Here is an 18,277-nt window from a genome sequence, read left to right as displayed (position 1 = left end):
TGAGATACGTATCTTTCGGGCCGTTATTTGCGCCCGGAATGGCCGAAGCCGCCTTCGCCACGGTCGGTGGCGTCAAAGTCTGCCACCAGGTTAAATTCTGCCTGTACCACCGGTACAAAGACCATCTGGGCGATACGCTCGCCCGGTTCAATGGTGAAGCTGTCCTGACCGCGGTTCCAGACGGAGACCATCAGCTGACCCTGGTAGTCGGAGTCGATCAGGCCCACCAGGTTACCCAGCACAACGCCGTGCTTATGGCCCAGACCAGAACGCGGCAGGATCACCGCTGCCAGAGACGGGTCAGCAATGTGAATCGCCAGGCCAGTTGGAACCAGGGTAGTGGCACCCGGAGCCAGTTCTACGGCGTCATCGAGACAGGCGCGCAGGTCAAGACCGGCAGAACCGGAGGTGGCATAGGTTGGCAGCGGGAATTGCTCGCCAACACGCGGGTCCAGAATCTTAACGTCGATTTTTTTCATCATAACGGGTAACGATCTCGTCCAGTAATTGTTGGCCCAGGAGTTCCTTGCGCTCAAGCGGTAAGACTTTATCTCCATCCTGCCAGAAAAGGTGCAGTGCGTTGCTGTCGCTGTTAAATCCTTGTGTGGCCAGCGATACGTCGTTCGCGCAAATCAAATCGAGGTTTTTGCGGGTACGTTTTTGCCGGGCATATTCTTCCACATTATTCGTTTCTGCGGCAAACCCAACAACGTATGGACGATGGCTTTTTAGTGCGGCGACGCCGGCAACAATGTCCGGGTTTTTCACCATTTTTAGTGTTAATTCATCGCCTTGCTTTTTAATTTTAGCCTCGGCGATCGTCTCTGCACGATAGTCTGCAACGGCCGCACAGCCGATAAAAATCTGCTGGCTTTGCGCATGTGCCTGCACGGCGGCTTCCATCTCCAGCGCGGTAGTCACGTCAATTCGCTTCACAAACGCAGGGGTAGGTAGCGATACCGGGCCGCTCACCAGCGTGACGTTCGCGCCACGCCTTGCGGCGGCGGCGGCAATCGCGAAGCCCATTTTGCCGGAGCTGTGGTTGGTGATGTAGCGCACCGGATCCAGCGGCTCGCGCGTGGGGCCCGCGGTAATCATGATGTTGAGATGTTGCAGATCGTTGACAGGCGAAAAATGGGCTGCGGCCATATCAACAATCGTCAGCGGATCAAGCATGCGACCCGGGCCAACGTCGCCGCAGGCCTGGCTGCCGCTGTCCGGACCCCAGATAAGCAGGCCGCGTGAGGCCAGCGTCTCCAGATTATGCTGGGTGGCCGCGTTACGGTACATCTGCTGGTTCATGGCAGGAACGACGGCAACTGGAGCTGGCGTGGCCAGACAAATAGTGGAGACCAGATCGTTTGCCATACCGGCCGCCACCCGAGCGATTAAATCAGCCGTGGCGGGGGCGAGGATAACCAGGTCTGCCCATTTACCCAGCTCAATATGGCCCATCGCGGCTTCGGCGGCCGGATCGAGCAGGCTGTCAGATACCGGGTATCCTGAAACGGCCTGCAGGCTCAGGGGAGTGATAAAGGCTTTACCGCCTTCGGTTATCGCGACCCGCACGTCAGCTCCGCGCTCGCGCAGACGACGCACCAGCTCCGGCGCTTTATAAGCAGCAATGCCGCCGCTCACGCCAAGAACGATTTTTTTACCGGCCAGGCTCATCATGATTCTTTCCTGTTGGGGTTCACCAGAGAGCGGGCATTTTATCACAATCCCCAAAGCGGAGTGATTTTGTACTTCGTCCACTTTGCGAGGCGCTACGCAAGAACGCAATGTGGTCGTCGAGCGACGGATTGGCCTGTGGCAGCATGAGGTTAAAAAGGGGAGAAAGAGCATGGAAGAAGAGGATGAGGAGCTGCTGCCGCGCGAAAAACTGCTGCGCTATGGCGTCACTCTGTTAAAAGACGATGAACTGCTGGCGCTCTTTTTACGCACCGGAACGCCCGGAAAAACGGTATTTACGCTGGCAAAAGAGCTAATAGCACATTTCGGTTCGCTGTACGGTTTATTGACCGCCGATCTGTCGCAGTTTAAGCACGTTGAGGGAATTGGCGTGGCGAAATATGCCCAGCTGAGGGGCATTGCTGAACTTGCCCGCCGTTTTTACAATGTCCGTATGGAGAAGGAAGATCCGATCCTGACGCCCGCGATGACGCGCGAATTCCTGCAAAGCCAGTTAACCGATATTGAACGCGAGATCTTTATGGTGATCTTCGTCGATAACAGGAATCGGGTGCTGAAACATAGCTGTCTCTTTGCGGGCACGTTGAGCCACGTTGAGGTGCATCCGCGTGAAATTGTGCGGGAAGCGATAAAAGTGAATGCAGCGGGCGTGATCCTCGCGCATAATCACCCCTCTGGCTGTGCAGAACCGAGCAGAGCGGACAAAGAAATCACCGAACGCATTATCAAATGCTGTCAATTCATGGACATTCGTGTGCTGGACCATCTGATAATTGGCCGCGGTGAGTACATTTCTTTCGCAGAACATGGCTGGATTTAGGCTATTTCTCGCGATCCATCGGGATCTTTGTCTGTTCGGGACTTGAGCACACCGCCGAGTCAGCGTATACTACGCCACCTTTGAGAATCTCGGGTTTGGCATTTGGGCCTGGCAATCGAGAGTTCACTTAGAACTATGCGATGACCGGGCTGTAAAGCCTGACGAGGCGCCGATACCCCATACGAAGCTCGAGCTAATTTGATTTTTGGAGAATAGACATGTCCCGAGTCTGCCAAGTTACTGGCAAGCGTCCGGTGACCGGTAACAACCGTTCCCACGCACTGAACGCGACTAAACGCCGTTTCCTGCCGAACCTGCACTCTCACCGTTTCTGGGTTGAGAGCGAGAAGCGTTTTGTCACCCTGCGCGTATCTGCTAAAGGTATGCGTGTAATCGATAAGAAAGGCATCGATACAGTTCTGTCCGAACTGCGTGCCCGTGGCGAAAAGTACTAAGTACTTAAAGAGGAAATAAATCATGGCTAAAGGTATTCGCGAGAAAATCAAGCTGGTTTCTTCTGCTGGTACAGGTCACTTCTACACCACCACGAAGAACAAACGTACTAAGCCGGAAAAACTGGAACTGAAAAAATTCGATCCAGTTGTACGCCAGCACGTACTGTACAAAGAAGCTAAAATCAAATAATTTTAGTCTCCTTGTATCGAAAAACCCCGCAACTGCGGGGTTTTTTGCATTCTGTATCTCAACGGAGGAACCATGCCTGAATTACCTGAGGTAGAAACCAGCCGTCGCGGCATTGAGCCCCATCTGGTCGGCGCGACGATTCTTCACGCGGTGGTCCGCAATGGACGTCTGCGCTGGCCGGTGTCCGATGAGATCCATGCCCTGAGCGATAAACCCGTCCTTAGCGTACAGCGCCGCGCTAAGTACCTGCTGCTGGAGCTGCCCGACGGCTGGATTATTATCCACCTGGGAATGTCCGGGAGCCTGCGCATTCTTACCGAAGAACTGCCTGCGGAAAAGCACGACCACGTCGATCTGGTGATGAGCAACGGCAAAGTGCTCCGTTACACCGACCCACGGCGCTTTGGCGCGTGGCTGTGGACGAAGGAGCTGGAAGGGCATAACGTGCTGGCGCATCTGGGCCCGGAGCCGCTCTCAGACGCGTTTAACGCGGAATATCTCAAGGCGAAGTGTGCGAAGAAGAAAAGCCCGATTAAGCCCTGGCTGATGGATAATAAGCTGGTGGTCGGCGTGGGGAATATCTACGCCAGCGAATCCCTGTTTGCGGCCGGGATCCATCCCGATCGGCTGGCCTCTTCGCTGTCTGCGCAGGAGTGCGAGCTGCTGGTCAGGGTGATTAAGGCGGTACTGCTGCGCTCTATTGAGCAGGGCGGGACAACGTTGAAGGACTTCCTGCAGAGTGACGGCAAGCCGGGCTATTTTGCCCAGGAGCTGCAGGTATATGGCCGTAAAGGCGAACCGTGCAGAGTCTGCGGCACGCCCGTTATTGCCACGAAGCACGCCCAGCGCGCCACGTTCTACTGCCGTGAGTGCCAGAAATAGGGTTACTTTAGCTTTTCCATCAATGCCTGATGGACGTTAGTCGGCAGGAAATGGGTGACGTCGCCGTGATGACGCGCCACCTCTTTTACCAGCGTGGAAGAGATAAACGACCACTCTTTGGAGGGCATCAGGAACACGCTCTCCAGCTCCGGCATCAGGTGGCGGTTCATGTGCGCCAGCTGCATCTCATACTCGAAGTCTGCCACCGCGCGTAAACCACGGATAAGAATGTTTGCCTGCTGGGCGCGGGCGAAGTTAGCCATCAGGTCGCTAAACCCGACCACCTCAACATTCGGCAGGTGCGAAATGGCATCGGTGGCGAGCTTTACGCGCTCGTTGAGGTCAAACATCGGCTTTTTGCTGGGGCTGGCGGCAATGGCCAGGATCACCTTGTCGAACATGCACGCCGCACGGGTGATGATATCAAGATGACCGTTGGTGATCGGATCGAAGGTACCCGGATAAATCGCTTTTGTGCTCATGGCTCACGTTTTCTCTGAGTAGCCGCGGCAGAGCGCCCACAGCTCGGTGTATTTGTTGAAAGTATACTGGGCATTCACTACCGCGAGTAACCAGCCCTGCTTGCCGTCCAGGACGCCACCACGCAGCAGCAGCGTTTTCAGGAACGCGCCCAGCGTGTGGGTGAAGATACCCGTTAATGAGGCCTTCTTGCCGCGCTGGTGACGCTCCTGCGCCCATGCGGTGGCATAGTTGAGCTGTTTACGCTGGAAGCTCGCGAAATCACGGCAGGTCAGGTGCAGCAAATCGCCCGTCAGGGGGATGACCTGAGCGCTATCGCAGCTCAGGGATTCATGTACCAGATTGTCGTTGTACTGATACCGCTCGCGCTCGTAGAGGCGCATCACGCGGTCAGGATACCAGCCGCTGTGGCGCATAAAACGGCCAAGGAAGTAGTTGCGGCGGGCAATGCTGTAAACGGCGCCAGGCTGGGGCGAGGAAAGCACTGCCTGAATGGCCTGCTGAAGCTCAGGCGTGATGCGTTCGTCGGTGTCGAGCATCAGGACATAATCACCTGTAGCATACCCCTGCGCGCGCTGGCGCTGGATGCCATAGCCTTGCCAGTCAGCGTCGACAAAGACTTTTGCGCCCGCCGCCCGGGCAACGTCCACCGTGTTATCCGTACTTCCGGAGTCAAGAATGACTATCTCGTCAGCCCAGGCAACCGACGCCAGGCAATCCGGAAGCAGATCGGCGGCGTTTTTGGCGATCATCACGACCGACAGACGCGTTGACATCAGTGGCTCCGCTGGGGCAGATAAGGTTGCAGAAGCTGCAGCAGACGGGTCAGTGCGCCCTGGTTCTGGTGCAGCACTTCGACGGCATGACGCCCGTACCACAGGCGATAATCTTCGTCAGTCAGAAGGGTCGATACCTCTTTAACCACCGAATCCGCATCGGTCACGGTAATTAAACCATCGGCCTGCTGTAATTTCGCGCAGATATCTTTGAAGTTAAACGTGTGCGGCCCCATCAGCACCGGAATGGCGTGGGCTGCCGGCTCCAGCGGGTTATGACCGCCGCGCTCGACCAGGCTGCCACCGACAAACGCGAGGTCAGCGATTCCGTACAGCAACATCAGTTCTCCCATCGTATCGCCAATCACCACCTGGGTGCTGCCGGAAGGGATTTCTCCGCTGCTGCGCAGCGTGAAGCTGAAGCCGCCTTTCTGCACCATTTCACGGGCATCTTTAAAACGCTCCGGATGGCGAGGCACGAGGATCAGCAGTAAATCAGGGAATTTTTCCAGCAGCTTGCGGTGAGCCTGCAGGATGATCTCTTCTTCGCCATCATGGGTACTGGTCGCAATCCAGACCTGACGACGCGGGGCCCACTGGCGACGCAGTGTGATCGCACGGGCGGCGAGCTCAGGGGTAACGGAAATATCAAATTTCAGGCTGCCCGTTACCGCAAGCTGGTTGCGTTTCAGGCCCAGCGCGATAAAGCGCGCCGCGTCCTCTTCGTTCTGTGCGGCAATCAGCGTGATTTTGCTGAGCAGGCGGCGCATAAATTTACCCAGCTTGCCGTAGCCTTTCGCCGAGCGCTCTGACAGGCGCGCGTTGGCAATGACCAGCGGGATTTTACGGGCATGCAGAGCGGAAATCATGTTTGGCCACAGTTCTGTTTCCATCACGATCACCAGCTTCGGGCGCACGGTGTTGAGGAAACGATTCATGGCGCAGGGTAAATCGTAAGGCAGATAGACGTGCTGCACGTCTTTACCGAAAGCGGATAACGCGCGCTCCGAGCCGGTTGGCGTCATCGTCGTGACGGTGATTGGCAGCGAAGGGTAGCGGTGACGCAGGGCGCGAACCAGCGGGATCGCCGCCAGCGTTTCACCGACAGAAACGGAATGCAGCAAAATACCGTCCGGTACGACTTTATTGCGGCAGAAGCCATAGCGTTCAGCCCAGCGTTTACGATACGCAGGCGCTTTCCGGCTACGAAGCAACAGTCTCAGCCACACCAGTGGCTGAATGATGTAGAGCAGAGCGGTATACAACAATTCCAAGCGATTATCCGTTTTTTTAGTTTCGGCGGGCAAATTCTAAGCATTTAGGCCAGGTAAAGCTATCTCTTATGCCAGATACCGTTTCAAACGGAAATAACGTCGACCCAGCCGCCAGCGCAGACGCGGACTTTTTGCACTTTTCCAGATGAGTTTCCAGATGCCTGTTTCGAAGAACTCTTTAATAATCATTGATTTCTTCTTCTCATCCTTCATGTTGTCGAAGGTGTGAATAATGCCCAGGCCCTCTTTGGCAATTTGCCAGTGGCAGGCAGGGATCCCTTTCACTTTGTCCGGGTAACGCTGATTGATGGCGTCGAGCATCTGCAGGATTTTCATGTAGTGACGCGCGGAGCGAATCAGCGTGTCGTCATTGTCCGGCATATGGGACACCGATGCAGAGTGAATGTAGTAGTCGTAATAACGTTCACTGGTGTACTGAACCCGCTCTGCCGCAAGCAGCACTTCGGTGGTCCACGGAATATCCTGATGGCGCAGGCCGGGTTCGAAATGGAAACTGTGTTTACGGATAAAGTCGTGGCGATAGATGTTCAACCAGGTGACGTGAAGGAATTTACGAGAGTCCAGCGCCATTTTTAACCACGCAGGGCCAGCCATGACCCCTGTCGAAGCCAGTTTGTCTTCCGGGAAGATCGGGCGTGAGGGTTTCTTGTTATTCTCCCAGACGTAGTTCCCGTTACAGGTGGCGACATCCAGATCCTGCGTGACGGCCATATCCAGCAGGCGCTGGTACATGCCGGGTTTAAAGACATCATCAATATCCGGGAAAGAGAGATATTGACCCGTCGCAACGGCCAGACCGGTGTTACGCGCGATGGATACGCCCTGGTTTTGCTGTTCTATAACCTGCATCTGCGGCAGTTTTTCTCGCCATTTTTCGACGATCTCCATCGAGCGGTCAGTAGAGCCGTCATTGACAATGATGACTTCCATGCTGTCGATGCGTTGATTGACAAGGCAGGTAAAGAACTGATCCAGGAAAGCTTCACCGTTATAAACGGCAACCACCACGCTTAACAATGGGGCTGAATTTTGCATAAGAAACCTGATTATTTTTGATTGTCGACCAAAGCAATATATTGCTGGCAAATGGCATTGATACCGAACGACGCGATGGTCGCATCGCCAACGACCGGCGGGGCGGTATAAATATCCACCAGCGTTTTTGCCAGTGACGCGTCATTTAACTCTGCCAGCCCGCGCGCTAAGGCGCCGGTGAGGATTTCGGCAGGGCCTCCGGGGCAATTTGTACTGACCGGTGGCGTCTGGCAGATAATGGCTTCGACCAGCACATTACCAAAACCTTCGCAGTCAGAACTTAACACTAAAAGGCGTGCCCCTTTAATCCAGGGATAGGGATTGGAATCGAACGGGCGGAAAACCGTTTTGTTTTCAATACCCAGCTCGGCTGCAACGTGCTTGAGTTTTTGAATTTGCGCTTCGGATCCATTGCCCATCATGACCAGCGTGGTGTCAATTTTACTCAGCGCGAACGCACGTAAGAGTCGGTCGTGGCGTTTGTGCTCATGGAAGCGGCCAACATGAATAATGTAATCCTTTCCCTGCATTTCGAAGGGCGCATCCGCCAGACGCTGAATTTCAGGAATATCGAAAGGATTATGGATAACCGCTTTGCGTCGAAGATTGAGTGCCAGCGTCTCGGAAAGATCTTTCAACACGGCGCCTGAGACGGCGACAACGTTGCGGTTTTCGTAGGTATGACGAATTTTAAGATGTTTAAACCAGCGCGAAAGTCCGCTGCGATGGCGAAGATAGGAAAACGAGAACATGCCGTGCACGCAGAACCAGACTTTGTCACGTTCCAGCGCGCGGCAGTGCGCCACAATGCGGTCTGTCTTGTGCAGGTGAGAGAACACCACATCAAATTTGCCGCTGCGCTCAGCGCGTTCAATCGCCTGATCCAGCAGTTGGGCGCGGCGTGGGATCTCCGTCAGCTTTCGCCACGGTTTTTTACATGTGTCCTGAACAACCTGATAATCGATGCCTTCCGGGATGGCGTAGTCGCACACTTTCCGCAGAGAGAATAGAGAGACCTGATGCCCCATTTCTATTAACCCGCGGGAGAGTGTAAGAACCGTTTTTTCGGCTCCTCCACCGGGTAAACCATCAATAATCATTAGGATGCGCATTTTTAATCCAGTAATTTTTGATAAAGCGTAATAAGCTGACTTGATAGTTTTTCTGGAGTGGCGTCTTTTACACGTTCACGTGCCGCCCGTCCCATATTGTTATTTTTTTCCAGTGAAGGGATGGCGGCTACCGCTTCCTTCAATGTACTGATATCAAGTGCGTCACAATAAAATCCATTCTGGCCTTGTTGAATAAACTCTGCACCACCGCAACTCTCTGAAGTAATGACGGGCAAGCCGCAGGCCATTGCTTCAAGAATGACGTTAGGAAAGGGATCATACAGCGTTGGCAACAGTAAACCATCGGATAGCTGATAAAAAGGCAGAGTTTCTTTTTGCATCCCCAGGAAACGGATTTGCCCCTCGCAGCCTAACGAACGGGCGAGGTCGCGATAACGACGTTCTGCTTTATCTTGCCCAACCACAATCAGCCAGGCTGATGTTCCAGCGATAGCGCGTATGGCGCTGGCCAACCCTTTTCGTTCAAACCCTGAGCCTACAAAACAGAACACAACGGCATCGGCTGGCAAACCAAATTGTTGGCGCAAAATCGCACGCTGTGCTTCCTGGGCCGGAACGAAGCGGCTGGAATCAATAGAATTATAAATCACATGGATTTTATTTGCGTCAATATCAAAGTCTTCAACGATTTCGCGTTTGATCATCTCCGCATTGCAGATTACGGCTTTTAACTCAGGCGCCTGATACATTTCCCGTTCCGCACGCATCACGTAGCGGTGATAGCGGTCATACATCAGCATTTGCGCACGCCAGGCAGGTAAAATGCGCGCGCGCTGCAGCAGCCAGCGACGATGCACCCCATCACCCGCGCGATAGATATCACACCCCGGGATGCGCTCATGGCTTTGAACAATATCAAACTGCTGTTGCTGCCACAGCGCGCGCGCGGCCTGTGCAAATCCGAGCTCACGACTGATGCGACCCCATTTTTGAGGGTTGCAAATGTGAATATGCCAGTCGTCTTGCTTCTCTCCCTGCCACTCACGCGTTATGACGTTGAGCTCAAGGTTCTGATTGCTCAGCGCGGTGAGGGCGCGCGAAACGAAGCGTTCCGCTCCGCCATCAGGGCGATATTTTTGGCGAACAATGGCCAGACGATGGTTTTTCATGACAGATATCTCCTTGCGGCGGAGACGACAGCATCAACGGGAATGGCGTCGAGATAACGTTCTTTCGTTTTGGTATCAATGCCATCCGGATCGGGTAGCGGGCCGTAATCGCCGGCCCAGATCACTTCGCCTTTAACCTGCCACGGTGACCAGAAGGTCAGTTTTGATGGACCAAACAATGCCACGCAGGGCGTTTGCAGCGCGGCGGCCATATGCATTGGAACGGAGTCAACGCCAATAAAAAGACACGCATGATCGATGAGTGAGGCCAGCTGGCGCAACGTTAGCTGGCCCGCCAGAGAGACGACTCCCGTCTTCGGCGAGGCAGCGAGAATACGATCGATCATCGCCAGCTCTTTTTTATCCGGCCCCGCGGTGAGCACAACCGTATGACCATCCTGCTGCAGTGCAGTAATGGTTTGCGCCATTTTGTCTTCGCTCCAGCATTTAAAGAACCAGCGGGACGTCGGCTGGATCACGATATAGCGCTCGCCCACACCTGTTTGCGTTAGTCTTTGACGGGCATGATTCCAGTCTTCTGCGGCGTAGGCCATGGTGACGGCAGGCTGCGGCGCGACAGGTAATGGCGTCAAAATGGAGAGATTCTGTTCGACCGTATGCAGGGATTTGTGGCCGTCGACAGAGACCAGATCGGTGTGACAAAAACGCCAGAATGCACTTTTGCGTTTGTTAAACGCGAATCCGAGGCGAACGGGTGCACCGGTGAAGCGGGTGACGATTGCGCTACGCCATTGATCGGCAAGGTTAATGACCAGATGATAATGCTGATTCCTTAATGCACGCAGCAGCTGCCACTCTTTTTGAAGATGCTTCAGCGTGCCCAGCTGCTTCCATTTACGATCGATTCCAAAAATTGTACCGATCGCCGGATGTGCGGCGAGCATATCGCGCGTTTCTTCATACAGCAGGACATCAATCTGCGCCTGCGGCCATTTTTGACGTAACGAATCAATGACTGGAGTGGTCAACAACATGTCGCCATGATGGCGGAGTTTGATAAGTAAAATGCGCAAATCAGGCGTGTCAGGTAAGTTATTCATCATCATCTTATTGGCGTTGTACTGATGGCAATTCTAATAGACCTGATAGCGACTTGCACTCTTTCTCCATAATCTCAGTAATTTCCCATGAAGGGTTTACTCACGCTTTGGAGAGTGCGTAACATAGCGCTAACTTTCCTGTCTTGCGGACTCATTATGAACAAACCAGCGTTTATCATCACAATTGATACTGAGGGCGATAATCTCTGGCAAAATCACCGCGTCATTAAAACGGAAAATGCGCGTTATCTGGCGCGTTTCCAGGCGCTTTGTGAGCGTTTCGGCTTTAAGCCCGTGTGGCTGACCAACTACGAGATGGCGATCGAGCCCGTTTTCATCGAATTCGCCAGGGACGTAATCGCCCGCGGTCAGGGGGAGGTGGGAATGCATCTTCACGCATGGAATAGCCCGCCGGAACACGATCTCACGGGAGATGACTGGCGCTGGCAGCCTTATCTGATTGAATTTTCCGATGAGGTGATGCGCGAGAAAGTGCTGTTTATGACCCGACTGCTGGAAGAGTCTTTCCAGACCAAAATGTTAAGCCACCGTGCCGGACGTTGGGCATTTGACAGTCGCTACGCAAAATTGCTCGTTGAACTGGGCTACCAGGTTGATTGCTCCGTGACGCCACGCGTGAACTGGCGCAACGCGAAGGGCGCTCCGCAGGGTAATGGCGGAACGGATTATCAGCATTTCCCCGACCACGCCTATTTCATGGATTTAGACAATATTTCCCGGGCGGGCAATAGCCCATTACTTGAAGTGCCGATGAGCATTCAGTATAAACACCCGGCCTGGTTGAACACGATCAAACAGGGTTACGACAGGCTTCGCGGTAAATACCGCTCACCCTCCGTCAACTGGCTAAGACCGTCCGGTGGGAATGCGGCGCAAATGATTCAGGTTGCACAGCAATGCCTGTCTCAGGGAAATGAGTACGTGGAGTTTATGCTTCATTCGTCGGAATTTATGCCTGGCGGAAGCCCCACGTTTAAAGATGAGGCGGCGATCGAAGGGCTGTATCAGGATTTAGAAACGCTCTTTAGCTGGTTGTCCGATAAGACGGTGGGGTTGACGCTGGCGGAGTTTTATCAATACAAGAAAAAATAATGCCCGCGACGCGGGCATTATCACTTATTGTCGTTGTCTGGTTTGCGAGAAAGGTGTACTCAGCGCAAACACGGTGACAAAGAAGATTAAGGCTTCTGAACTCAACAGTATGACGTCAGTCAGGCCATAGAGTAATAAAAGGAGCATGGTCGTCAACAGCAGGCCATTTCTGTTTTTAAGCGCGTAAGCGATCATCGATATATAGAAAAAGAATAATATCGCCAGGCCGGGGATCCCCTGCAGAGAGTATTTTTCAATAAACTCATTATGTAGATGTACTTTTAAATAGCCGAGTGCAGTGATTAAACTAGGATGTCCCTCATTAATATAACGCTGTGTCCAGTTATAACGATTTTCCAGTGATTGTCCGAGCGGATGCTTAAGCCCATTCTGAATGCCCACGTTCCACATGGTAAAACGCGAGCCAAGGGAGGTACCGTCAACGCCACTTTGATATTTCTCAACTTCAACTTGTGCTTGCGTTATCTTGGGGGAAATTAACGGCTTGTAGCTTACGATAGCAATACCCGCCACAATACATAAGAATATTAGTGTCGATTTAAGATGAATTCTTCTGAAGTGGTAGAGTGTCAGTACTATCGCCAGAAGCAAATACAAACCCATTGCGGCACGTGTGCCTGTCAGCAGTATGATATACCAGGAGATTAAAATAGTGAGGCCAGCGATAAAATACAGCTTAGTATTTTTCTGAAGAAAAAGACTATATATGAAAGCCAGTGATAAGACTGAGTAAACATATGCCGACACGGTCGCACGATTAATGGCCATCTCAATACGTGTCATACCCTGTGATGCCTGCCATAAACCATAGGCAGTGGCTAGTACGAACCCGACGCCTGCAAAATATAAGAACAGCTTCTGAAATGAATATTTATTGACGTAAAATTTAAAACGGTCAAGGTAGAGGACGAGGGCACTCGCTAAAATTAACTTCTTACTTGCGCCAAGATAATCGCTGTAAGCGTTAAGACCTTCACTATGATACTCATACACCATGTACCAAATAAGGTTAGTAACTCCTATCAGCAAAATCGGGAACGCGATAGAAAATGGGCGTAATGTAATTTTTTTATATTCGCACGCTAAGCCAATAATGCTGGCATAAATTGCAATATAGAAAAACTCTCGCTGCTTACCTGAACTCAGCAGTGCCAGCGCAAGCGAAATAAGGCTCAAAATCAGCGTAAGCTGGTAAAGCCGCAGTTTTACTTTTTCCATAATGCCTCAATGACCCTTTTTTTGTAGCTGAAACGTACATCTCTGGAGAAGAAAAAAGAGAAAGAATAAAGTTCTTTTACCCGCGGCATAACCAGGTTGAGTTGCATCTCGGTCAGATGTTGCCGGTGGTTACTGTAGATATCAAACCAATGACAATTAATAAGATGTTTGAATAATATTGGGAATGCTTTTTCCATTTGTAAAGTACATTCAATAAGCGCTGCGATTTTACTGGCATCGAGTCGGCTCGACAAACTATCGTTACGTTTGATGTAATAATAGTGTCCCTGACGCTGATAGACTATCTTACTCGCTTGCATCAGCATGCCGGGAAATACGGCGAAATCTTCATAGCAAACCATCGAAGGGATCGGGTTATTTACATACAATTCCCGATGAATAAATTGCCCGATGAGATGTGCCTGAAAATCTTTGTGCTGCAGGAATCGCTTTATTGCCTCATATTGCGACAAAGCAACCGGAGAGAACCCTTGCCAGTCGGCTGTAATTTTTTTTGTGTCGCGAATTTCCAGCAGGCGCGTCAGGAGCATATCAGGGCGCTCTGTTTTGAGAAAAGCCACGGCGTCCCTGATGCTGCCCGGTTTCAATTGGTCATCGCTATCCAGCATGGTGATGTATTCACCTGAGGCCAGCGAGAGGGCACTGTTCCGAACATGACCTACGTTACGGTACTCAACGTATCGGGATTGCGCATTTGGAAGCTTTGGTAACCACGTTTCAATAATATCCTGAGTGGCATCATTGGAACTGTCATTAAAGATAATGACTTCTACATCATCACCTGCATTCTCAATCGCGTTTTGCAGACTTTCCAGCGTGGCGCGAAGGGTGTTTTCGGCGTTGTGTGCGGCAATAAGGATGCTGAGAAAAGCCATAGTAATCAGTTTCCCTGAGCATCAAAGGAAGAATTTGCTGTTGGCAGCCCGCAAATGAAATGTTTGAGTTCGTCCAGCGATTCGTCTGTTACCGCGAAGAGTTCTTCCCGGCTCTGTGAGAAGTAATATCGGGTTTCAAAAACATACGAGCATATATTGGCATCGTTGCCAATCAGCAACACGTTGCCAAGCGGACGCTGCTCGTAGTGGCAGCACGGCCCGAACAGTAAGATGACCGGCACGCCCACCGCATCGGCGATGTAGACATTCCCCGAGTCTGACGCGATGTAGCAATCCATTTTAGAAATGGCCCACGGCAGCTCTTCAAGCGAGATTTTGCCAATCAGATTAATGAAATTTGGCAGTTCACCATAAGCGCGGGTGATATCATCCATCCACGATTGTTCATTCGGGGCGCCAAATACATAAAATTCGCAGGGCAGGTCGGCGAGACGATCGGCAATTTGCTTCCAGATGACAGGCGGAACGGTTTTCGCTTTATTACCGGCGGCTACGCTGATGCCAATGCGGATCACGCCGGGTTTATCGAGGATTGCCGGATAGGTCGCCGGTTTGAAAAGTGGCTTTGTGGCGTGCTTTGGCGAGTCTTTCCAGGTTAAGGTGCGATCGGCCAGTTTGAGATAGTTCGTGACCGACAGCGTCTTTCTGCCGTGTTCAACAGTGCCGTCTGCCGTTGCATAGAAAATACCGTGATACCATCTGCGCGTGTAAGTGCTTAAAGACTGTTTGTTTTTAGCGTTACACACGGAGGCGAAAAAGAGGTTCACGCTGTTGGGTTGCAGCAGATAGACATTGTCATAGCGGTTCATGATCCGGCAGGCAAAGACCAGCTTTCGCCACAGGTTACGCTTATGCTGCTCGATAAAAAAAATCTTATCGATCGTCTCATCATGCTTTGCCAGCGCACCCACGCTACGACTGATGAGCACGTCGCTTTTTTGCAGGTATGCCAGAAGGGGCGTTGCATTAACAAAATCGCCGATTTTTGCTGTCTGAATGACCAGGTTTTTACCTGTCTCTTTGCGGAACAGCTTCCGGATAAGCTTCACCGGAAAGAGTAAAATCAGCAGAAATACGTAACTCATGCGTTAGATATCCCTGTTGGAAAGCCAACGGCTGCCCTGTAAAAATGAAAAAATAGCATCTGCGCTGATATCCTTCGTTTGCTGGGTCGGGCTGACCATCTGATGCTGGTTTTTGCCGTAACCCCCGATCAATCCAGGATCGGTCGGACCAAAAATCGTAATATTCGGACGATCCAGCGCCGCGGTTAAATGGCTTAAACCTGTATCAACGGAAACAACAGCATTCGCTCCCGCCAGCTGCGCTGCAACCTGCGCCAGCGTGAGTTTCGGCAATACCTCAACGTGCGAAAAGCCTGCTGCCAGACGCTCTGCACGCTGCCGCTCATGTTCAGCGCCCCAGGGCAGTTTAATATGGATGCCGGTGGGTTGCATTAGTTCAATCAGGCTTCGCCAGTGCGATTCCGGCCAGTGTTTATCGTCGCGCGTTGTGGCATGCAGGAAGACAAGATAAGGCTGAGCACAGGGATCTGTATTGCGCAAAAAGTGCTGCGCAATGGCGTAGTCGCCCTGGGTTTCCGGTTTCGCGTAGCCCAGGCTTTTTGCAAACAGCTCGCGGGTACGTTCGACGGCGTGCTGTTGCTTTGCGATGTGGTGGCGACGATTATAGAACAGGCTTGCCAGCGGTTCGCGGGCGGTGTGCCAGTCCATGCCGTGCTTTACGCCGTGTGCCAGACGCGTGACCAGCGCGGCGCTTTTCACCAGCCCCTGGGCGTCGATAATCGCGTCGTAACGCTGTGCCTGCACTGCCTCGCGGAAGGCTTTGCGTTCGGCTTTAATCGGCGCGGAGAACCACGCTTTGCGCCAGCGGCGAATCGCCACCGGGATCACGCAGTCAACCGCTTCATGCCAGGTGGGGATCTGCGCGAAGCCTTCTTCCACTACCCAGTCAAAACGAATGCCGGGAACGGCCCGCATGGCGTCCGTCAGTGACGGGAGCGTATGCAGAACATCGCCCATCGAAGAAGTTTTAACGATCAGTACCCGCATTCGTTATCCTTCTTCGCTCAACAGCAGTTCGTTAAGCTCTTCGAGAACGCGCTCTGGCGTAATGTCGATCAGGCTCTGATGATAGCCTTCTGCGGCATCGCCCTTGCGAACTTTATGGTAGCCGGTGATCAGGCGGATGACGCGCGCTTTGTGAGAAAGCGGGGGCGTGAAGTCCGGGCTGCTTGGGCCATACAGCGCGACCAGCGGGCGGTTGAGCGCGGCAGCGACGTGCATCAGGCCCGAATCGTTGCTGACCACGGCCTTACAGGCGGCAATCAGAATAACCGCCTGTTCAAGCTGCGTTTCTCCCGCCAGGTTGCGGCACCAGGCCTGCTGTTCATTACTGAGCGTCGCGAGAATTTCGTTGCCTGCCTCGTGGTCCTTTGCCGAACCGAACAGGACAATCTGGTAGCCTTCGTCAATCAGCTGTTTCGCCAGTTCCGCATAGTGATAGTGCGGCCAGCGTTTTGCCGGGCCGAACTCGGCGCCGGGGCAGAAGCCAATCATCGGGCGTTCAGACGAAAGACCAAACGCGTTACAGGTCTGGGATTTTTCACCGTCGTTAACCTGAAGCTGTGGCCAGAGCAGCGGCTGCGGCAGATCTTTCGCACTGCGCATCACGCCTTTGTCGTAGGCCAGCGCCACATAGCGCTCCACCATCAGCGGCCAGGCCTCTTTATCCAGCACCCGCGCATCGTTCAGCAGACCGTAGCGCATTTCACCGCGCCAGCCGGTGCGATGTGGAATACCCGCAAAAAAGGGCACCAGGGCGGATTTAAAGGAGTTTGGCAGGACATACGCCCGATCGTAGCGCTTCTCGCGCAGGCTATGGCCGAGCTTGCGGCGTTCGCCAATTTCCAGCGCCCCGTGGCCAAGCGGCATCGGGATCGCCTCGTTCACTTCCGGCATACGCGACAACAGCGGACGGCACCACGCGGGTGCCATCACGTCGATTATCGCCTGGGGATAACGCGCCTTGAGCGTGCGATAGAGACTTTGCGACATCATCATGTCGCCCACCCATGACGGGCCGATCACCAGAATCTTCATACTTACGCGTCGCGGTTCAGCCAGGCCATATATTCCGTTACGCCTTCGGCAACGGTCTTGAACGGCTTGTCGTAGCCTGCGGCGCGCAGGTTGGTCAGATCGGCCTGGGTGAACGCCTGATAACGGCCTTTCAGCTTGTCAGGGAACGGAATGTACTCGATGCTGCCTTTTTTGTGGTACGCCAGCGTTGCGTCAGCCACCGCCTGGAAGGACTCCGCGCGGCCCGTACCCAGGTTGAAGATGCCAGATACGCCGTTTTCCCAGAACCACAGGTTCACTGCGGCAACGTCGCCCACGTAAACGAAGTCGCGCTTAAAGCCGTCGCTGCCTTCGAACAGTTTCGGGCTTTCGCCGTTGTTCAGCTGGGTGTTCAGGTGGAACGCCACGCTCGCCATGCTGCCTTTGTGGCCTTCGCGCGGTCCGTAGACGTTGAAGTAGCGGAAGCCGACGATCTGCGAGTTTGCTTCTGGCAGAACCTGACGCACGTATTCGTCGAACAGGAATTTTGAATAACCGTAGACGTTCAGCGGCTGCTCGTACTTGCGGGACTCGATAAAGTCAGAGGTGCGGCCGCCGTAGGTTGCCGCGGAGGAGGCGTACAGGAACGGAATTTCACGCTCCAGGCAGTAGTGCAGGATCTCTTTTGAGTACTGATAGTTATTGTCCATCATGTACTTACCGTCCCACTCGGTGGTGGAAGAACACGCACCTTCGTGGAAGATGGCTTCGATCTCGCCGAACTCTTCACCTGCCATAATCTGGATAAGGAAGTCTTCTTTATCCATGTAGTCAGCGATGTTCAGATCCACCAGGTTGACGAACTTGGTGCCGTCTTTCAGGTTGTCAACCACCAGGATGTCGGTGATGCCTTTGTCATTGAGAGCCTTAACAATATTGCTGCCGATAAAGCCCGCGCCGCCGGTAACGATGATCATAACTGTAACCTTTGAAGTGTGGA

Annotated in this window: 20 protein-coding genes; 5 read left to right on the top strand and 15 right to left on the bottom strand. The window is 53.1% G+C overall.

Annotation, left to right across the window (positions count from 1 at the left end; translation table 11 throughout):
- Positions 1-23 precede the first annotated feature (23 nt).
- Together dut and coaBC are read right to left on the bottom strand one after the other, a co-directional pair.
- Positions 24-482, bottom strand: a complete 459-nt coding sequence (gene dut / locus P346_RS04345) for a dUTP diphosphatase (protein ID WP_008502691.1) — start codon at positions 480-482, stop codon at positions 24-26.
- Complete coding sequence (coaBC, locus tag P346_RS04350) at positions 460-1,671, bottom strand: bifunctional phosphopantothenoylcysteine decarboxylase/phosphopantothenate--cysteine ligase CoaBC (protein WP_087823747.1); 1,212 nt, start codon at positions 1,669-1,671, stop codon at positions 460-462. The genes dut and coaBC overlap by 23 nt, the downstream gene beginning before the upstream one ends.
- 172 nt (positions 1,672-1,843) lie before the next feature.
- Here coaBC and radC point away from each other — a divergent pair, with 172 nt between their 5' ends.
- The 4 genes from radC (at position 1,844) to mutM (ending at position 4,039) form a co-directional block, all read left to right on the top strand.
- Positions 1,844-2,512 carry a RadC family protein gene (gene radC / locus P346_RS04355; RefSeq protein ID WP_032661934.1) on the top strand — a complete coding sequence of 223 codons (669 nt, stop codon included), beginning with the start codon at positions 1,844-1,846 and terminating at the stop codon, positions 2,510-2,512.
- A 218-nt stretch (positions 2,513-2,730) separates the two neighbouring features.
- Positions 2,731-2,967, top strand: a complete 237-nt coding sequence (gene rpmB / locus P346_RS04360; protein ID WP_002436699.1) for a 50S ribosomal protein L28 — start codon at positions 2,731-2,733, stop codon at positions 2,965-2,967.
- Between the two features lie 22 nt (positions 2,968-2,989).
- Positions 2,990-3,157, top strand: coding sequence for a 50S ribosomal protein L33 (gene rpmG, locus P346_RS04365; RefSeq protein ID WP_003024094.1), 168 nt, complete (start codon positions 2,990-2,992; stop codon positions 3,155-3,157).
- A gap of 72 nt (positions 3,158-3,229) precedes the next feature.
- Positions 3,230-4,039 (top strand): bifunctional DNA-formamidopyrimidine glycosylase/DNA-(apurinic or apyrimidinic site) lyase, encoded by an 810-nt coding sequence (mutM, locus tag P346_RS04370; protein ID WP_032661933.1) that lies wholly within the window; start codon positions 3,230-3,232, stop codon positions 4,037-4,039.
- A gap of 2 nt (positions 4,040-4,041) precedes the next feature.
- Here the strand turns inward: mutM and coaD are convergent, their stop codons facing one another.
- From coaD to rfaQ, 7 genes are all read right to left on the bottom strand, one after another.
- On the bottom strand, positions 4,042-4,521 hold the full coding sequence (gene coaD, locus P346_RS04375; RefSeq protein WP_032661930.1) for a pantetheine-phosphate adenylyltransferase: 480 nt from the start codon (positions 4,519-4,521) through the stop codon (positions 4,042-4,044).
- 3 nt (positions 4,522-4,524) lie between these two features.
- Positions 4,525-5,295 carry a glycosyltransferase family 2 protein gene (locus P346_RS04380; protein WP_032661926.1) on the bottom strand — a complete coding sequence of 257 codons (771 nt, stop codon included), beginning with the start codon at positions 5,293-5,295 and terminating at the stop codon, positions 4,525-4,527.
- Complete coding sequence (gene waaA / locus P346_RS04385; protein ID WP_032661923.1) at positions 5,295-6,569, bottom strand: lipid IV(A) 3-deoxy-D-manno-octulosonic acid transferase; 1,275 nt, start codon at positions 6,567-6,569, stop codon at positions 5,295-5,297. The genes P346_RS04380 and waaA overlap by 1 nt, the downstream gene beginning before the upstream one ends.
- 66 nt (positions 6,570-6,635) lie before the next feature.
- Positions 6,636-7,625: a glycosyltransferase gene (locus tag P346_RS04390; protein WP_032661919.1), complete on the bottom strand. Its 990-nt coding sequence runs from the start codon at positions 7,623-7,625 to the stop codon at positions 6,636-6,638.
- Between the two features lie 11 nt (positions 7,626-7,636).
- The gene (locus tag P346_RS04395; protein WP_032661916.1) at positions 7,637-8,737 is read right to left on the bottom strand and encodes a glycosyltransferase; all 1,101 of its coding nucleotides are present in this window, start codon (positions 8,735-8,737) and stop codon (positions 7,637-7,639) included.
- 2 nt (positions 8,738-8,739) lie between these two features.
- Positions 8,740-9,867, bottom strand: coding sequence for a glycosyltransferase family 4 protein (locus P346_RS04400; protein WP_032661913.1), 1,128 nt, complete (start codon positions 9,865-9,867; stop codon positions 8,740-8,742).
- On the bottom strand, positions 9,864-10,934 hold the full coding sequence (gene rfaQ, locus P346_RS04405) for a putative lipopolysaccharide heptosyltransferase III (RefSeq protein WP_084492169.1): 1,071 nt from the start codon (positions 10,932-10,934) through the stop codon (positions 9,864-9,866). Before rfaQ ends, P346_RS04400 begins: the two co-directional genes overlap by 4 nt.
- A gap of 150 nt (positions 10,935-11,084) precedes the next feature.
- On the opposite strand from rfaQ, the gene P346_RS04410 reads away from it, so the two are divergent.
- Positions 11,085-12,041: a polysaccharide deacetylase family protein gene (locus tag P346_RS04410; RefSeq protein ID WP_032661911.1), complete on the top strand. Its 957-nt coding sequence runs from the start codon at positions 11,085-11,087 to the stop codon at positions 12,039-12,041.
- A 24-nt stretch (positions 12,042-12,065) separates the two neighbouring features.
- On the opposite strand, the gene P346_RS04415 is transcribed toward P346_RS04410, so the two are convergent.
- From P346_RS04415 to rfaD, 6 genes are read right to left on the bottom strand one after another with little or no spacing between them, the layout of a single operon-like run.
- Positions 12,066-13,280, bottom strand: coding sequence for an O-antigen ligase family protein (locus P346_RS04415; RefSeq protein WP_032661908.1), 1,215 nt, complete (start codon positions 13,278-13,280; stop codon positions 12,066-12,068).
- Positions 13,268-14,176, bottom strand: a complete 909-nt coding sequence (locus P346_RS04420) for a glycosyltransferase family 2 protein (protein WP_032661905.1) — start codon at positions 14,174-14,176, stop codon at positions 13,268-13,270. Before P346_RS04420 ends, P346_RS04415 begins: the two co-directional genes overlap by 13 nt.
- 5 nt (positions 14,177-14,181) lie before the next feature.
- The gene (locus tag P346_RS04425) at positions 14,182-15,282 is read right to left on the bottom strand and encodes a glycosyltransferase family 9 protein (RefSeq protein WP_032661902.1); all 1,101 of its coding nucleotides are present in this window, start codon (positions 15,280-15,282) and stop codon (positions 14,182-14,184) included.
- A gap of 3 nt (positions 15,283-15,285) precedes the next feature.
- Positions 15,286-16,269, bottom strand: a complete 984-nt coding sequence (rfaC, locus tag P346_RS04430) for a lipopolysaccharide heptosyltransferase RfaC (protein WP_032661899.1) — start codon at positions 16,267-16,269, stop codon at positions 15,286-15,288.
- Positions 16,270-16,272: 3 nt separating this feature from the next.
- Positions 16,273-17,319, bottom strand: coding sequence for an ADP-heptose--LPS heptosyltransferase RfaF (gene rfaF / locus P346_RS04435; RefSeq protein ID WP_032661897.1), 1,047 nt, complete (start codon positions 17,317-17,319; stop codon positions 16,273-16,275).
- Between the two features lie 2 nt (positions 17,320-17,321).
- Positions 17,322-18,254: an ADP-glyceromanno-heptose 6-epimerase gene (gene rfaD / locus P346_RS04440; RefSeq protein WP_032661895.1), complete on the bottom strand. Its 933-nt coding sequence runs from the start codon at positions 18,252-18,254 to the stop codon at positions 17,322-17,324.
- Between the last annotated feature and the right edge of the window lie 23 nt (positions 18,255-18,277).

Origin of the sequence: Enterobacter sp. DC1 (genome assembly GCF_000568075.1) — a bacterium.
In the GTDB taxonomy this organism is placed as follows: Bacteria; Pseudomonadota; Gammaproteobacteria; order Enterobacterales; family Enterobacteriaceae; genus Enterobacter; species Enterobacter asburiae.
The sequence above is the reverse complement of the archived record's forward strand: the minus strand, read 5'-3'. Positions and strand labels throughout refer to the sequence as shown.

Excerpts from the sequence above, each read along its gene's own strand:
- P346_RS04425 (WP_032661902.1), bottom strand. The coding sequence starts at position 15,282 with ATGAGTTACGTATTTCTGCTGATTTTACTCTTTCCGGTGAAGCTTATC.
- rfaF (WP_032661897.1), bottom strand. The coding sequence starts at position 17,319 with ATGAAGATTCTGGTGATCGGCCCGTCATGGGTGGGCGACATGATGATG.
- coaD (WP_032661930.1), bottom strand. The coding sequence starts at position 4,521 with ATGAGCACAAAAGCGATTTATCCGGGTACCTTCGATCCGATCACCAAC.
- P346_RS04415 (WP_032661908.1), bottom strand. The coding sequence starts at position 13,280 with ATGGAAAAAGTAAAACTGCGGCTTTACCAGCTTACGCTGATTTTGAGC.
- rfaC (WP_032661899.1), bottom strand. The coding sequence starts at position 16,269 with ATGCGGGTACTGATCGTTAAAACTTCTTCGATGGGCGATGTTCTGCAT.
- rfaQ (WP_084492169.1), bottom strand. The coding sequence starts at position 10,934 with ATGATGATGAATAACTTACCTGACACGCCTGATTTGCGCATTTTACTT.
- radC (WP_032661934.1), top strand. The coding sequence starts at position 1,844 with ATGGAAGAAGAGGATGAGGAGCTGCTGCCGCGCGAAAAACTGCTGCGC.
- rpmB (WP_002436699.1), top strand. The coding sequence starts at position 2,731 with ATGTCCCGAGTCTGCCAAGTTACTGGCAAGCGTCCGGTGACCGGTAAC.
- P346_RS04400 (WP_032661913.1), bottom strand. The coding sequence starts at position 9,867 with ATGAAAAACCATCGTCTGGCCATTGTTCGCCAAAAATATCGCCCTGAT.
- coaBC (WP_087823747.1), bottom strand. The coding sequence starts at position 1,671 with ATGAGCCTGGCCGGTAAAAAAATCGTTCTTGGCGTGAGCGGCGGCATT.
- rfaD (WP_032661895.1), bottom strand. The coding sequence starts at position 18,254 with ATGATCATCGTTACCGGCGGCGCGGGCTTTATCGGCAGCAATATTGTT.
- dut (WP_008502691.1), bottom strand. The coding sequence starts at position 482 with ATGATGAAAAAAATCGACGTTAAGATTCTGGACCCGCGTGTTGGCGAG.
- P346_RS04410 (WP_032661911.1), top strand. The coding sequence starts at position 11,085 with ATGAACAAACCAGCGTTTATCATCACAATTGATACTGAGGGCGATAAT.
- rpmG (WP_003024094.1), top strand. The coding sequence starts at position 2,990 with ATGGCTAAAGGTATTCGCGAGAAAATCAAGCTGGTTTCTTCTGCTGGT.
- P346_RS04390 (WP_032661919.1), bottom strand. The coding sequence starts at position 7,625 with ATGCAAAATTCAGCCCCATTGTTAAGCGTGGTGGTTGCCGTTTATAAC.
- P346_RS04395 (WP_032661916.1), bottom strand. The coding sequence starts at position 8,737 with ATGCGCATCCTAATGATTATTGATGGTTTACCCGGTGGAGGAGCCGAA.
- mutM (WP_032661933.1), top strand. The coding sequence starts at position 3,230 with ATGCCTGAATTACCTGAGGTAGAAACCAGCCGTCGCGGCATTGAGCCC.
- P346_RS04380 (WP_032661926.1), bottom strand. The coding sequence starts at position 5,295 with ATGTCAACGCGTCTGTCGGTCGTGATGATCGCCAAAAACGCCGCCGAT.
- P346_RS04420 (WP_032661905.1), bottom strand. The coding sequence starts at position 14,176 with ATGGCTTTTCTCAGCATCCTTATTGCCGCACACAACGCCGAAAACACC.